Source organism: Bradyrhizobium guangdongense (assembly GCF_004114975.1).
In the GTDB taxonomy this organism is placed as follows: Bacteria; Pseudomonadota; Alphaproteobacteria; order Rhizobiales; family Xanthobacteraceae; genus Bradyrhizobium; species Bradyrhizobium guangdongense.
This window is the reverse complement of sequence record NZ_CP030051.1, coordinates 5,477,978-5,492,742: the sequence shown is the minus strand read 5'-3', so window position 1 is coordinate 5,492,742 and position 14,765 is coordinate 5,477,978. Positions and strand designations below refer to the sequence as shown.

General features: G+C 64.2%; 14 protein-coding genes. 10 read left to right on the top strand and 4 right to left on the bottom strand.

The features are described from left to right. Positions 1 to 11: 11 nt before the first annotated feature. Genes X265_RS26260 through X265_RS26250 form a run of 3 tightly spaced genes read right to left on the bottom strand, consistent with a single transcriptional unit; the run spans position 12 to position 3,136 of the window. Positions 12 to 923 (bottom strand): NAD(P)-dependent oxidoreductase, encoded by a 912-nt coding sequence (locus X265_RS26260; protein WP_128967455.1) that lies wholly within the window; start codon positions 921 to 923, stop codon positions 12 to 14. Between the two features lie 12 nt (positions 924 to 935). Continuing rightward, on the bottom strand, positions 936 to 2,186 hold the full coding sequence (locus X265_RS26255) for a Zn-dependent hydrolase (protein WP_128967454.1): 1,251 nt from the start codon (positions 2,184 to 2,186) through the stop codon (positions 936 to 938). 32 nt (positions 2,187 to 2,218) lie between these two features. Then, positions 2,219 to 3,136 (bottom strand): LysR family transcriptional regulator, encoded by a 918-nt coding sequence (locus X265_RS26250; protein WP_128967453.1) that lies wholly within the window; start codon positions 3,134 to 3,136, stop codon positions 2,219 to 2,221. A gap of 119 nt (positions 3,137 to 3,255) precedes the next feature. Here X265_RS26250 and X265_RS26245 point away from each other — a divergent pair, with 119 nt between their 5' ends. The 6 genes from X265_RS26245 to X265_RS26220 all read left to right on the top strand — a co-directional run bounded on the left by X265_RS26245 (position 3,256) and on the right by X265_RS26220 (position 8,868). After that, positions 3,256 to 4,071: a putative hydro-lyase gene (locus X265_RS26245; RefSeq protein ID WP_128967452.1), complete on the top strand. Its 816-nt coding sequence runs from the start codon at positions 3,256 to 3,258 to the stop codon at positions 4,069 to 4,071. Between the two features lie 89 nt (positions 4,072 to 4,160). Next, positions 4,161 to 5,405 (top strand): ABC transporter substrate-binding protein, encoded by a 1,245-nt coding sequence (locus X265_RS26240; RefSeq protein WP_164938800.1) that lies wholly within the window; start codon positions 4,161 to 4,163, stop codon positions 5,403 to 5,405. A 230-nt stretch (positions 5,406 to 5,635) separates the two neighbouring features. Next, positions 5,636 to 6,469: a branched-chain amino acid ABC transporter permease gene (locus X265_RS26235; RefSeq protein WP_244552668.1), complete on the top strand. Its 834-nt coding sequence runs from the start codon at positions 5,636 to 5,638 to the stop codon at positions 6,467 to 6,469. Beyond that, positions 6,469 to 7,452: a branched-chain amino acid ABC transporter permease gene (locus X265_RS26230; protein WP_128967450.1), complete on the top strand. Its 984-nt coding sequence runs from the start codon at positions 6,469 to 6,471 to the stop codon at positions 7,450 to 7,452. Before X265_RS26235 ends, X265_RS26230 begins: the two co-directional genes overlap by 1 nt. After that, entirely contained in the window at positions 7,449 to 8,180 is a 732-nt protein-coding gene (locus tag X265_RS26225) for an ABC transporter ATP-binding protein (protein ID WP_128967449.1), read from the top strand. Before X265_RS26230 ends, X265_RS26225 begins: the two co-directional genes overlap by 4 nt. Then, entirely contained in the window at positions 8,164 to 8,868 is a 705-nt protein-coding gene (locus X265_RS26220; RefSeq protein WP_128967448.1) for an ABC transporter ATP-binding protein, read from the top strand. Before X265_RS26225 ends, X265_RS26220 begins: the two co-directional genes overlap by 17 nt. Before the next feature lie 170 nt (positions 8,869 to 9,038). On the opposite strand, the gene otnC is transcribed toward X265_RS26220, so the two are convergent. Next, positions 9,039 to 9,725, bottom strand: coding sequence for a 3-oxo-tetronate 4-phosphate decarboxylase (gene otnC, locus X265_RS26215; protein WP_164938799.1), 687 nt, complete (start codon positions 9,723 to 9,725; stop codon positions 9,039 to 9,041). A 105-nt stretch (positions 9,726 to 9,830) separates the two neighbouring features. Here otnC and ltnD point away from each other — a divergent pair, with 105 nt between their 5' ends. From ltnD to X265_RS26195, 4 genes are all read left to right on the top strand, one after another. Then, positions 9,831 to 10,748 (top strand): L-threonate dehydrogenase, encoded by a 918-nt coding sequence (ltnD, locus tag X265_RS26210; protein WP_128967446.1) that lies wholly within the window; start codon positions 9,831 to 9,833, stop codon positions 10,746 to 10,748. Between the two features lie 13 nt (positions 10,749 to 10,761). Then, positions 10,762 to 11,544 carry a 2-oxo-tetronate isomerase gene (gene otnI, locus X265_RS26205; RefSeq protein ID WP_128967445.1) on the top strand — a complete coding sequence of 261 codons (783 nt, stop codon included), beginning with the start codon at positions 10,762 to 10,764 and terminating at the stop codon, positions 11,542 to 11,544. After that, on the top strand, positions 11,541 to 12,818 hold the full coding sequence (otnK, locus tag X265_RS26200) for a 3-oxo-tetronate kinase (protein WP_128967444.1): 1,278 nt from the start codon (positions 11,541 to 11,543) through the stop codon (positions 12,816 to 12,818). The genes otnI and otnK overlap by 4 nt, the downstream gene beginning before the upstream one ends. 169 nt (positions 12,819 to 12,987) lie before the next feature. Then, positions 12,988 to 14,679, top strand: coding sequence for a methyl-accepting chemotaxis protein (locus tag X265_RS26195; protein ID WP_128967443.1), 1,692 nt, complete (start codon positions 12,988 to 12,990; stop codon positions 14,677 to 14,679). The last annotated feature ends 86 nt before the right edge of the window (positions 14,680 to 14,765 follow it).

Genomic DNA, 14,765 nt, shown 5'->3' with positions numbered 1-14,765 from the left:
TGTTGTTGCTCTTATCCTTGCACGATCCGGCGGCAATGGACCCATGCTGCTTCAATCAGATTTTCGCTCGCCTCCGGCGTGCGGAATGCCGAATGAGCCGACAGCGTCACGTTCGGGATCTTCGTCAGCGGATGGTCAGCTGGCAACGGCTCGATGTTGAATACATCGAGGCCGGCGTGGCGGATATGACCCGACTTCAGCGCATCGATCATTGCCTGTTCATCGACGATCGCGCCGCGCGCGGTGTTGATGAGGACGACGCCCGGCTTCATCTTGGCGATCGTCTCGCGCGTGATCATGCCGCGGGTCTCGTCGTTGAGCAGAAGATGCAGCGACACCACGTCGCTCCGTGCCAGCAACGTGTCGAGGTCGGTGAATTCGACGCCAGGATGGCTCTTCGGCGAGCGGTTCCAGGCGATCACCTTCATGCCGCTGCCGGAGGCAATGCGCGCGACCTCGGCAGCGATACCGCCGAAACCGATCAAGCCGAGCGTCTTGCCGGTGAGCTGCATGCCATCCTCGCGCAGCCAGTTTCCGGCGCGCATCTCGCGGTCCATCATCGCGATGACGCGCGCCGAGGCCCACATCAGCGCAATCGCTGCTTCCGCCACCGCGGTGTCGCCGTAACCCTTGATCAGATGCACGGAGATGCCGAGTTCCGCGAGCTCCTCCGGGTTCATGTAGCTGCGCGCGCCGGTGCCGAGGAACACGACGTGCTTCAGGCCTGTGCACTTCCTGGCGATGTCGGTCGGAAGCGCCGTGTGATCGACGATCGCGATCTCGGCGCCGTCGAGGATTTCAGGATATTGCTCGGGCTTGATATCGGGATTCCGGTGGATCCGAACTTTGGGATCGTCAGGCTTCTGCAGCCGCTCCATGATCACGGCCAAGGCTTCGTTGGCGTCGACGAAAACTCCGCGCATGTCTGTCTCCGATCAGGACGCGACGCCGGCGATTGCCAGCACGGTGTGCATCAGCACGTTGGTGCCCGCGGCGCAGTCGCCCTGCGTGGCATCTTCCAGCTCGTTGTGGCTGATGCCGTCCTTGCACGGCACGAACACCATCGCAGCCGGCATGACGGTATTGAGATTGCAGGCGTCGTGGCCGGCGCCGGAGGTGATGCGGCGGGAGGAATAGCCAAGCGTCTTGGCCGCGTTCTCGACCGCTGCAATCAGCTTCGGATCGAAATGCGTCGGCGGCTTGCGCCAGACGAGATCAATCTTGACATCGACCTTGCGGCGCGCGGCGATCTCGGCAATCGCGGCGCGCAGGTCGCGGTCGAGCGCATCCATGATGGCGCCATCCGCGCTGCGGCAATCCATGGTGAAGGCGATCTCGCCGGGAATGACGTTGCGGGAGGGATTCGCGATCACGGCCTCGCCGATGGTGCCGACCGCGTTCGGCCCGTGCTTCCTCGCGATCGCCTCCATCGCCAGCACGATCTCGGAGAGCGTCGCCAGCGCATCGCGCCGCAGCGGCATTGGTGTCGAGCCCGCATGGCTTTCGAAGCCGGAAATCTTGCCGTCGTACCAGAGCACGCCTTGGCCGGAATCGACCACGCCGATGGTCTTGCCCTCGGCCTCCAGGATCGGGCCTTGCTCGATGTGCAGCTCGACGAAGCAGCCGAGCTTCTGGAAGCCGACCGGCTTGTCGCCGCGATAGCCGATGGCATCGAGCGCCTGGCCGACGGTCGTGCCCTCGATGTCCTTGCGCGACAGGATGTCGTTGGTGGTGAAGTCGCCGACGTAAGCGGCGGAGGCCATCATCGCGGGTGCGAAGCGCGAGCCTTCCTCGTTGGTCCAGTTGACGACGCAGATCGGCGCCTCGGTCTCGATGCCGGCGTCATTGAGCGTGCGGATCACTTCCAGCGCGCCAAGCGTTCCCAGAATGCCGTCGTACTTGCCGCCGGTCGGCTGGGTATCGAGGTGCGAACCGATGCCGACTGGCAGCTTCGACATGTCGCGGCCCTTGCGCAATCCGAACTGCGAGCCGAGCGCATCGACATGCACTTCAAGCCCCGCGTCCTCACAGGCTTTTCGGAACCAGTCACGAACCTGCTTGTCTTCGCTGCTGAGCGTCAGCCGCCTGACGCCACCCTTGGCCGTCCCCCCGAACTGCGCGGTCTCGTGGATGGATCCCCAGAGGCGGGCGGAATCGATTTGCAGGTTGGTGGCGGCTCGGCTCATGCGGTCGTTCTCTCTTTTGTCCGGCGCCTTTCTCAATGACGCGCCGCTGCGGCCGCGTCAACCGCGAGGCTGCTCTGCGCAATTTGCCGTGCAAGCTCGGCGACGCGCTCCACCGCGACGACGTCAGGCGAGGCGAGCCAGCTCGCGGTGAAGGTCAGCGGCGCGATGGCAAGATCGGTGTCGAGCAGCTGCAGCCGCCCGTCGGCGAGCTCGTTCTCGACGATGGCATCGGGTATCACGGCAATGCCGAGCCCCTCGACCGCCATGTGGATGACGGTGGCCAGCGAAGCGGACGCATGCAGGCGGATCGGCGGCAGCTCCGGCCGGTCGAACACCTCGCGCACGACCTCGTAAGGCTTGGTCTTGCGCGGAAAGGTGATGATCGGAAACCGCGCGAGATCGGACGGTGTTACCGGACCGTCGCCGAGTCCGAGTGACGGGCTCGCGAGAAAGCCGATCGGATAATCGGCGAGCACGCGGTTATGCACGCCGGAGGCCGATAGCGGCCCGACCACGAAGGCCAGCTCGATCTCCTGCGCAAGCAGCCGCGCGGTGAGGTTCGGCGTGATGTCGACCTCGATCTCCAGCGACAGGTTCGGGTAGACCTCGTTCACACTCTTCACCAGCCGCGGCAGCCAGGTGTGCACGATGGTTTCGGCAACGCCGAGCCGCATCACGCCGCGCATCGCCGAACGGTCGCCGATCTCCGCCATCATCGCGGCGCGAAGGCCGATCAGTTTTTCCGCATAGACCATCATCTGACGTCCGCTCGGGGTGGGCGAAGCCACGCGATGATCGCGGTTCAGCAGCTTCACGCCCATCTCGCGTTCGAGCTGGGCGATGCGCTGGGAGATCGCCGGCTGGGTCGTATTGAGCCGTGCCGCGGCGCCGCGGAAGCTGCCGAGCTTCACGACCCAGAGGAAGGTTTCGATCGATCTGAAGTCCAGCATTGGAAGGATATTCCCGATCGATAAAATAGATTTATCGATATCGATTAAAAAGGAAGATTAGACTTTATAGCACGCTTGGTGTTGGCTGTCTTTGTCGAGTTTATAGGCAGGTCGATCGCATGACTGTTTTGGTGGCAGCGCAGCAAACTGAAACGCCCGACACGCTCCCCAGCCGAAAGGCGCGGCTCGCCTATCGCGGCGGCCAGGTCGGCTCGACCGCCGGTGTCGCCCCCGGCTTCGTCCAGGGCAATCTGGCGATCCTGCCGGCGGAATATGCCAGCGCCTTTCACCGCTTCTGCCAGCTCAATCCGAAACCGTGCCCGATCATCGGCATGTCCGATGTCGGCAGCCCGCACATTCCCGCGCTCGGCGCCGATCTCGACATTCGCACCGATGTGCCGCGCTACCGGGTCTGGCGCGATGGCGAAGTCGTCGACGAGCCGACCGACATCACCAGTCACTGGCGCGACGATCTCGTGACCTTCGTGCTCGGCTGCTCGTTCTCGTTTGAAGAAGCGCTGCTCGACGAGGGCATGCCAATCCGCCACATCGAGCAGAACGTGCGCGTGCCGATGTACCGCACCAACATCGCCTGCGGCGTGTCAGGTCCGTTCGCGGGACCGATGGTGGTTTCGATGCGCCCGTTCAAGCCTGCCGATGCGATCCGCGCGGTGCAGATCACCTCGCGCTATCCGGCCGTGCACGGCGCTCCCGTGCATCTCGGTCATCCGCATCTGATCGGCATCAAGGACATCGCCAAGCCCGACTATGGTGATCCCGTGCCTGTCGGCGATGACGAGATCCCGGTGTTCTGGGCCTGCGGCGTGACGCCGCAATCGGTGATCAATGCCGCAAAACTTCCGTTCGCGATCACGCATTCGCCCGGCCTGATGCTGGTGACGGATCTCAAGAACAGGGCCATGGCCGTGATTTAGTGGGCAGCCTCTGCTGCTTCTTCGGGCTTTACCGCATCCGTCAATCGCTTCATTCGATCAGTCGAAATTCAGGAACAGGGGACTTTGCCATGACAATCACTCGCCGCGACGTGCTGTTGGGAGCTACCGCCACTGCCGCGCTGGTGCCGCTCGCGGCGCGGGCCCAGACGTCCGAAGTCGTGATCGGCGTAATCTATCCGTTCTCCGGCGGCAGCGCCCAGCAGGGCGTCGACGCGCAGAAGGCCTACGAGACCGCGCTTGAGGTCATCAACAAGAGCACCGATTTCGACCTGCCGCTAGCGAAGGGCGAGGGCCTGCCCGGGCTCGGCGGCGCGAAGATCCGTCTTGTCTTCGCCGACCACCAGGCCGATCCGCAGAAGGGCCGCGCCGAAGCCGAGCGCCTGATCACGCAGGAGAAGGTCTGCGCCATCATCGGCACTTATCAGAGCGCGGTCGCCGTCACCGTCAGCCAGATCTGCGAGCGCTACCAGGTCCCGTTCGTATCCGCCGACAATTCCTCGCCCAGCCTGCATCGCCGCGGCCTGAAATATTACTTCCGTGCCGCCCCGCATGACGAGATGTACTCGGCGGCGATGTTCGACTTCTTCGATGCGATGAAGAAGAAGGGCACCAAGATCGAGACGCTGTCGCTGTTCCACGAGGATACGATCTTCGGCACCGATTCCGCCAATGCCCAGACCAAGATCGCCAGCGAACGCGGCTACAAGATCGTCACCGACATCAAGTATCGCGCCAATTCGCCCTCGCTCTCGGCCGAGGTGCAGCAGCTCAAGACGGCCAACGCGGACGTGCTGATGCCCTCGAGCTACACCACCGACGGCATTTTGCTGGTCAAGACCATGGCCGAGCTCGGCTACAAGCCGAATGCGATCGTGGCACAGGATGCCGGCTTCTCCGAGAAGGCGCTCTATGACGCGGTCGGCGACAAGCTCGAAGGCGTGATCTCGCGCGGCACCTTCTCGCTCGACCTTGCTCAGAAGCGCCCGATGGTCGGCAAGATCAACGACATGTTCAAGGCGCGCTCGGGCAAGGATTTCAACGACCTCACCTCGCGCCAGTTCATGGGCCTGATCATCCTCGCCGACGCCATCAACCGTGCCAAGTCGACCGACGGCGAGAAGATCCGCGACGCCCTTGCCGCCACCCACATCCCGGGCGAGCAGACCATCATGCCCTGGAAGCGCGTCAAGTTCGACGAGATGGGCCAGAACAACGACGCCGACCCGGTGCTGCTGCAATATGTCGGCGGCAAGTTCGTCACCATCTTCCCGCCGCAGGCGGCAATCGCGGAAGCGATCTGGCCGATGAAGTAAGGTTGGCGCTGTGGGAAGCAAGCTGCTCCCACATCGTCATTGCGAGGAGCCCGCGACAAAATTGCGCAGCAATTTTGCGCTGGCGACGAAGCAATCCAGACTGCTTCCCTGGAAACATTTCTGGATTGCTTCGCTGCGCTCGCAATGACGAAACCTGTCGTGGCGTTTCGAACGGGGGACCAGAATTGACAGCCCAAGCCATTATCCAAAGTCTCGCGAGCGGCCTCCTCATGGGGCTGCTCTACGGGCTGATCGCGGTCGGCCTTGCGCTGATCTTCGGCCTGATGGACGTCACGAACTTCGCCCATGGCGAGTTCCTGATGATCGCGATGTACGTGTCGTTCTTCCTGTTCACGTTCTTCGCCATCGACCCCTTGCTCTCGGCGCCGCTGGTCGCTGCGGCGATGTTCGTATTCGGAGCGGTGATCTATCTCCTGATCGTACGCTTTGCCATGCGGGCCAAGACCAATGCCGGCATGGTGCAGATCTTCACCACGTTCGGCCTCGCCATCGTCTTGCGCGGCCTGGCGCAGTTCTTCTTCACGCCGGATTATCGCAGCATCCCGCAGTCCTGGCTCGGTGGCAAAACCATCTCGTTCGCCGGAATCTTCCTGCCGGAGCCGCAGCTGGTCGGTGCGCTGGTCTCCATCGCAGCCTTCGCCGGGCTCTATTTCTTCATCCACCGCACCGATTTCGGCCGTGCGCTGGAGGCCACGCGTGAAGATCCCGGCGCAGTCGCGCTGGTCGGCATCGACAAGAACCGCGTGTTCGCGTTCGGCTGGGGCCTTGGCGCCGGGCTGGTCGGTCTCGCTGGCGCGATCATGGCGGTGTTCTTCTATATCTATCCCGATGTCGGTGCGTCCTTTGCGCTGATCGCCTATGTCACGGTAGCGCTCGGCGGCTTCGGTAGCGTGTTCGGGGCCTTCGCAGGCGGCATCATCGTCGGCCTCGTCGAGGCGATGACCGCTTTGATGCTGCCACCTTCGCTGAAGTCGGTCGGCATTTATGCCGTTTATCTGCTCGTCGTCTTCATCCGGCCGCGTGGCCTGTTCGGGTCGATGTGATGGACAACAATTTTGCCGCGCGGCGTCGCCGCGATCTCGTCATCGCCGCGGTGCTGGCTGCGCTGGCCGCCCTCGCGCCGCTGTTCGTCAAGGACGTCTACGTCCAGAACATCCTGATCCTGACCCTGATGTATGCGGCGCTGTCGCAGAGCTGGAACATCCTCTCCGGCTATTGCGGGCAGATCTCGCTCGGACATGCGCTCTATTTCGGCATCGGCGCCTACACCACCGAGCTCCTGTTCACCAAGTTCGGCGTGTTGCCCTGGTTCGGCATGCTCGCCGGCGGCATGATCGCGGCCGTCATCGCGATGGGGCTCGGCTACCCCTTCTTCCGCCTGCGCGGCCATTACTTCGTCATTGCGACCATCGTCATTGCGGAGATCGGCTTGCTGCTGTTCCAGAACTGGGAGTGGGCGGGGGCAGCGATGGGCATCACCATTCCCGTGCGCGGCGATAGCTGGTTGAAATTCCAGTTCCTGCGCAGCAAGCTGCCGTACTTCTATTTCGCGCTGGCGCTGTGCTGCCTCGCCTGGTTCGTCACCTGGTGGCTGGAAGACTCCAAATGGGGTTTCTGGTGGCGCGCGGTGAAGGACAATCCGGAGGCGGCCGAGAGCCTCGGCGTCGTCGTGTTCAATTCCAAGATGGGCGCGGCCGCGGTTTCAGCCTTTCTCGTCGCCATCGGCGGTGCCTTCTATGCGCAGTTCCTCGCCTATATCGATCCCGAGAGCGTGATGGGCTTCCAGTTCTCGCTTCTGATGGCGCTGCCGGCCGTGCTCGGCGGCATCGGCACCCTCTGGGGGCCGGTGCTAGGGGCAGTCATCCTGATCCCGATGACCGAGCTGACGCGCTCCTTTATCGGCGGTTCCGGGCGCGGCGTCGATCTGATCGTCTACGGCACGCTGATCGTCTTGATCGCGCTGGCCTTGCCGCAAGGGTTGGTCAGCTTGTTCTCCCGCTTTAAAGCCAAGGGAGCCACACGATGACCGCGCTCCTTGAAACCCGCGGCGTCTGGCAGCGCTTCGGCGGCCTTATCGCCAATAGCGATGTCTCGATCTCGGTCGGTCGCGGCGAGATCGTCGGGCTGATCGGCCCGAACGGCGCCGGCAAATCGACGCTGTTCAATCTCATCGCCGGCGTCCTGCCGCCGACGCAAGGCTCGATCTGGTTCGACGGCGAGGATGTCACCCACATGCCGGCGGCCGAGCGTTGCCAGCGCGGGGTGGGGCGCACCTTCCAGGTGGTCAAGAGCTTCGAGACCATGACCGTCATCGACAACGTCATCGTCGGCGCACTCGTGCGCAACACCGTGATGCGCGAGGCGCGCCGCAAGGCGTACGAGGTGCTCGAGTTCACTGGCCTCGCCGCGCGCGCCGACGTGCTTGCAAGCGATCTCGTTCCGGCCGAGAAGCGCCGCCTCGAGGTCGCCCGAGCGCTCGCGACCGAACCGAAATTGCTGCTGCTCGACGAAGTCCTCACCGGCCTGACGCCGACCGAGGCGCAGACCGGCGTGGCGCTGGTGCGCAAGGTGCGCGATGCCGGCATCACCGTGCTGATGGTCGAACACGTCATGGAGATCGTGATGCCGCTGGTCGATCGCGCCATCGTGCTCGACCTCGGCAAGGTGCTCGTCGAGGGCAAGCCCACGGAGGTCGTCCGCGATCCCAAGGTGATCAAGGCATATCTGGGAGATCGTCATGCTGTCAGTGCATGAAATCACGACCGCCTATCAGGGCCTGGTCGCGATCTCCGCGGTCAGCATCGAAGTCACCAAGGGCGAGATCGTCTGTGTCGCCGGTGCCAACGGTGCCGGCAAGTCGACGCTGCTGAAGTCGATCGCCGGCGCCGAGCGTCCGCGCTCGGGTACCGTGACCTTCGACGGCAAGCGGCTCAACGGCATGGCGCAGCACCACATCACGGCGGCGGGCATCGCCTATGTGCCGGAGAACCGCCGCCTGTTTCCGCGCCTCTCGGTGCGCGACAATCTGCGCCTCGGCAGCTATCTCTATCGCGGCGAGGCCGATCGCGAGGGACCGCTGGAGCTCGTCTTCAAGCTGTTCCCGCGTCTGTCCGAGCGGCTCGATCAGCGCGCCGAGACGCTCTCCGGCGGCGAGCAGCAGATGCTCGCGATCGGCCGCGCGCTGATGACGCGCCCGCGGCTCCTGATGCTCGACGAGCCCTCGCAGGGCATCATGCCCAAACTCGTCGACGAGATCTTCCAGGCGGTGAAGCTGATCCGCGACTCCGGCATGACCGTGCTGATCGTCGAGCAGCGCATGGCCGAGTGCCTCGAGATCGCCGATCGCGCCTACATCCTGCAAACCGGCCGCGTGCTGATGCAGGGCCCGGCCGCGGAGATCAAGGGCAATCCAGATGTAAGGAAGGCGTATCTGGGGCTGTAGCCGCTACAGCTGTCTCCGCGAGCGCTGCCGTCATCCTGAGGTGCGCGCTCTTGCGCGCCTCGAAGGATGAGCCGCAAGCGCCTGTAGCCCATGCTTCGAGGCTCCCCATGGGACGCGTCGCGTCCCATGCCTCGCACCTTAGGATGACGACGGAGTTTGCGGCTCAATGCTCAATGCCCGTGCCCATGCTCCGGCAGCGTCAGCCCGAACACCTTCACCAGATCCTTCACCTGCTCCGGCGAAAGATAGCGTGGGTTCATCCCGCGCAGCAGCAGATACAGCTTCGCCGTCTCCTCCAGCTCTTCCGTCGCGAACACCGCCGCTTCCAGCGTGTCGCCGGCGACGACAGGGCCGTGATTGGCGAGCAGCACGGATGAATATCTCCCTGCAAATCCCTTGATCGCGTCCGCAACCGCGGGGTCGCCAGGGCGGTAATAGGGCACGAGTGCAGTCGCGCCGCATTTCATCAGGTAATAGGCCGTCATCGGCGGCAGCGCCGCGCGCGGGTCGATCTCGGGCAGCATCGAGAGCGCGACTGAATGCGTCGAATGGAGATGCACGATCGCCCTCGCGCTTCCGCGCGTATCGTAGAGTGCGGTATGCAGCGGAACTTCCTTGGTCGGCGCATCGCCCGACATCAGCCGGCCCTGTTCGTCCAGCCGCGATAATTTTGCGGGATCGAGGAAACCGAGCGAGGCGTTGGTCGGCGTCACCAGCCAGCCACCGCCATCCAGCCTGACGCTGATATTGCCGGAGGAGCCCGGCGTCAGCCCGCGCTCGAACAGGGACCGTCCGAACCGGCAGATATCCTCGCGCAGCCTTGTCTCGTTGCTCGTTTCGATTTTCATGGCCGTCATGTCCGCTTGTCTCACGCTTTGGCAGCGCGGCCAAGCCGTGTTATTCGAGATCGCGAGCCGCCGCAAAGGCCGGCCGTCCAGGAAACGTTCGCAAGGGTTAGTTGCATGTCCGCCTCCACCTCACAAAACCAGCGCATCGCCGTCATCGGGCTTGGCTCGATGGGATATGGCATGGCGACATCGCTGAAGCGCGCCGGCCATTCCGTCACCGGCTGTGACGTTTCGGCGGACGCTGTGGCGCGTTTCGTGAAGGAAGGCGGCGCCGGCGCGAAGACGCCGGCCGAAGCCTCAAAGGATGCCGACATCGTCGTCAGCGTCGTCGTCAATGCCGCCCAGACCGAAGCGATCCTGTTCGGGAAAGACGGTGTCGCGGAGACCTTTCCGAAGGACGGTGTCTTCATCTCATCCGCCACCATGGATCCCGACGTGGCCCGGCGCCTGGCGAAACAGTTGGAAACGACCGGCAGGCATTACCTCGATGCGCCGATCTCCGGCGGGGCGCAGCGGGCGGCCCAAGGCGAGCTGACGATCCTCGCGTCCGGCAGCCCGGCTGCTTTTGCAAAGGCGCGGCCCGCGCTCGATGCCATGGCGGCGAAGCTCTACGAGCTCGGCGATGCGGCCGGGCAGGGCGCCGCCTTCAAGATGATCAACCAATTGCTGGCCGGCGTGCACATCGCCGCCGCCAGCGAGGCGATGGCGTTCGCGGCCAAGCAGGGCCTCGACATCCGCAAGGTCTATGAGGTGATCACGGCGTCCGCCGGCAATTCCTGGATGTTCGAGAACCGCATGCCGCACGTGCTCGACGGCGACTACACGCCCCGCAGCGCAGTGGAGATCTTCGTCAAGGACCTCGGCATCATCCAGGACATGGCGCGCAGCGCTCGATTCCCGGTGCCGGTCTCTGCGGCAGCGCTCCAGATGTTCCTGATGACGTCAGCCGCCGGCATGGGCCGCGACGACGATGCGTCGGTGGCGCGGATGTATGCGCAGGTCACCGGCGTCAAGCTTCCCGGCGACAAGTAGGAGAGGATCCGCAATGCCCCGTTTCGCCGCCAACCTCTCGATGATGTTCACCGAGGTGCCGTTCCTCGATCGCTTCGATGCCGCTGCCCAAGCCGGATTCACCGCGGTCGAATTTCTCTTCCCCTACGAGCATCCGGTGGAAGCCGTCGGCGAGCGGCTCCAGCGCAATGGCCTCACCCAGGCCCTGTTCAATTTGCCGCCGGGCGACTGGAATGCCGGGGAGAAGGGTTTTGCTGCGCTGCCTTCGCGCTTCTCCGATCTCAAGGCGAGCCTGGATACGGCGCTGCCCTATGCCAAGGTGACCGGCGTCAAGCGCCTGCATTTGATGGCCGGAATCGCCAATCGCGGTGAGCGCCTCGCGATCGAGGCGTTCTACAAGTCGGTGGCCTGGACCGCGGAATTCTTCGCGCCGCACGGGATCGACGTGGTGATTGAGCCGATCAACGCGCGCAACGTGCCCGGCTACTTCCTCAACGATTTCGGCTTCGCCCGCGACCTGATCCAGGAGTTGCGGCTTCCGAACCTGAAGCTCCAGTTCGACATCTATCATTGCCAGATCATCCACGGCGACGTCACCATGCGACTGCGCGAGATGATGCCGATCATCGGCCATGTCCAGATCGCCAGCATTCCTTCGCGCAACGAGCCCGATGGCGAGGAGCTGAACTATCCGTTCCTGTTCGACGAACTCGACCGGCTCGGCTATGCCGGCTTCGTCGGCTGCGAATACAATCCGCGCGGCAAGACCAATGATGGTCTTGCCTGGTTCAAGCCCTATGCGGGAGTGAAACCGTGACTCTTGCCCTGGGCTGCATCGCCGACGATTACACCGGCGCCTCCGATCTCGCGAACACGCTGACCCGCGCGGGCCTGCGTACCGTCCAGACTATCGGCGTGCCGGCCGACGATCTTGCGCTGCCTGAAGTTGATGCCGTCGTGGTGTCGCTGAAGAGCCGGTCGATCGAGCCCGGCCTTGCGGTGTCGCGCTCGCGGGCAGCGGAAAAATGGTTGCGCGGCCGCAGCGCGAGTCACGTGCTGTTCAAGATTTGCTCGACCTTCGATTCCACGGATGCCGGTAACATCGGCCCTGTCATGGACGCGCTGCGCGCGGATTGCGGCGAGGCCGTCGTGCTGGTCACGCCGGCCTTTCCCGAGACCGGCCGCACCGTCTATCAGGGCAATCTCTTCGTCGGCGCCGTGCCGCTGAACGAGAGCCCGCTGAAGGACCATCCGCTCAATCCCATGCACGATTCCAACCTGGTGCGCGTGCTGACGCGCCAGAGCCGGACGCAAGTGGGCCTCGTCGACCTCGCCACCGTCACGCGCGGCGCGGACGCCGTGCGCGCACGGCTCGCCGAACTCGCGGGCAAGGGCATCGGTGCGGCCGTCATCGATGCCGTGTTCGACCGCGATCTCGAGACCATCAGCCTCGTCGCCGCAGAGCATCGGCTGTCGGTCGGCGCCTCCGGCATCGGCCTCGGCCTGGCGCGGGCGCTGGTCTCGACGGGCAAGGTCAAACCGGCTTCGGCGAGCAGTGACGCGGGCGCCGTCGTTGGCGGACCTGCGGCCTGCCTTGCCGGAAGCTGCTCGCAGGCGACGCTTCAGCAGATCGCCAATGCCGAGCGCGCCATGCCGGTTCTTCATCTCGACCCGGAGCAAATTGTCGCGGGCACAAGCGAGACCGAGCGTGCGCTCGCTTGGGCGCGACCGCGGCTTGCCGACGGTCCGGTACTGATCGCTTCGAGCGCGACGCCTGAAGCTGTCGCCGCCGTTCAGGCGCGCCACGGCCGCGATGCCGCCGGCCATGCGATCGAGCAGGCCATGGCGGACATCGCCGAAGGCCTGGCGGGCGCCGGCGTGCGCCGTTTGGTCGTCGCGGGGGGCGAGACCTCGGGCGCCGTGGTCGACCGGTTGAAGATTCCCGGATTTCTCGTGGGGGTAGAAATCGCCCCGGGGGTTCCGGTGCTGCGCGCGGTTGGCGCTGAGAAAGGCGGCATGTTGCTCGCCCTCAAATCAGGCAATTTCGGCGGCCCCGCCTTTTTCACCGACGCGCTTAGGCTCATGCGCTAAGCGCAGAGCGTTCTTAGCTGCCTGTTCACTTCTTTGAGGCTTCGTACTCGTACGGAGTCGTAGTTAACATCTTCACAGGTGCTCTGGTGCAGGATGTCGGTGCTGCTCCCTTTGGTTGATTCGCAAAACCTTTCGGACGCACATCGCGCCAACACAAAGAGACCGTATTATGCTCGCTTCGATTTCCATCCGCGCCAAGATCATCAGTGTCCTGGCGTTCCTGCTGCTCGCCATGACCGGTATGGGTCTGCTCGCCGTCGCGAAGATGCGGTCGATGAATGCCAACACCGTCGACATCACCACGAACTGGATGCCGAGTGTGCGCGTGCTGGGCGAACTCCGGGCGAGCGTCATCACCTATCGCAACGTGGTCCGCCAGCACATGCTGTCCGAGACGCTGGAGGACAAGCTCACCGTCGAAAAGACGGCGGCGACCGTGATCGAGGCGCTTGCCAAGATCCGCAGCCGCTACGAGACGATGATCACTTCGCCGGAGGAGCGGGCGCTGTACGGCCAGTGGGCAAAGCTCTGGGACGACTATAAAAAGGGCACCGAGGAGGTGATGGCGCTCTCGCGCAAGGAGGCCGGCAAGGTCCCGCACGAAGCCCAGGAGCTGAACTTCAAAACGGTCAACAAGATCAGCCTCGCGGCGGATGAGGTTCTTACGAAGGATATCGAGCTCAACACGAGGGGTGGTGACGAAGCTGCGCAGGCTGCAGCCGACAGTTATTCCTTCGCGTTCATGCTGGTCTCGATCATCCTCGCTGCTGCCGTCGTCATCGGCATCGGCGTCGGCTTCTACCTCGTCCAAGACGTGTCGAGCGGGATCAACTCCATCATCGAGCCGATGCAGGCGCTCGGCAAGGGCGAGCTGTCAGCCGAAGTCCCGCATCGCGGCGAGAAGACCGAGATCGGCGCCATGGCCGACGTACTCCAGATCTTCAAGGACGCGCTGATCGCCAAGAAGGCTGCCGACGAAGCCGCGGCCGCGGACGCTGAAGCCAAGATCGAGCGTGGCCGCCGCGTCGACAACATCACCCGCGAATTCGAAACCATGATCGGGGAGATCGTCCAGACCGTGTCGTCGGCCTCCACGCAGCTCGAGGCCTCCGCCTCGACGCTGACGTCAACTGCCGACCGCTCGCAGCGGCTGGCGACCACCGTTGCCGGCGCGTCGGAGGAAGCTTCGACCAACGTGCAGTCGGTGGCTTCGGCGACCGAAGAGATGGCCTCCTCGGTCGGCGAGATCAGCCGCCAGGTACAGGAATCGGCGCGGATGGCCGGCGACGCCGTCGGCCAGGCGCGTGCGACCACCGAGCGCGTCAGCGAGCTGTCGAAGGCGGCATCGCGCATCGGGGACGTCGTCGAGCTGATCAACACCATCGCCGGCCAGACCAATCTCCTGGCGCTGAACGCGACCATCGAGGCGGCCCGTGCCGGTGAGGCCGGCCGCGGCTTCGCGGTTGTTGCCTCCGAGGTGAAGGCGCTTGCCGAGCAGACTGCAAAGGCGACCGGCGAGATCGGCCAGCAGATCTCCGGCATCCAGGCGGCGACCAACGACTCGGTCGGCGCGATCAAGGAGATCTCCTCGACCATCGAGCGGCTTTCGGAAATCTCCTCGGCCATCGCGGCCGCGGTGGAGGAGCAGGGTGCTGCGACTCAGGAAATCGCCCGCAACGTGCAGCAGGCGGCCCACGGCACACAGCAGGTCTCTTCCAACATCACGGACGTGCAGCGCGGCGCGACCGAGACCGGCACGGCTTCCTCGCAGGTGTTGTCGGCGGCCCAGATGCTCTCGAACGATTCGAACCGGCTCAAGACCGAGGTCGGAAGATTCCTGACCAACGTCCGCGCTGCGTAAGCGGCAGCGGCGATATATCTCACGCAAGAGCGGCGCCGCTGGTGCCGCTCTTTTTCTATTCGTGGCCGGTAACATGATATCGCTGC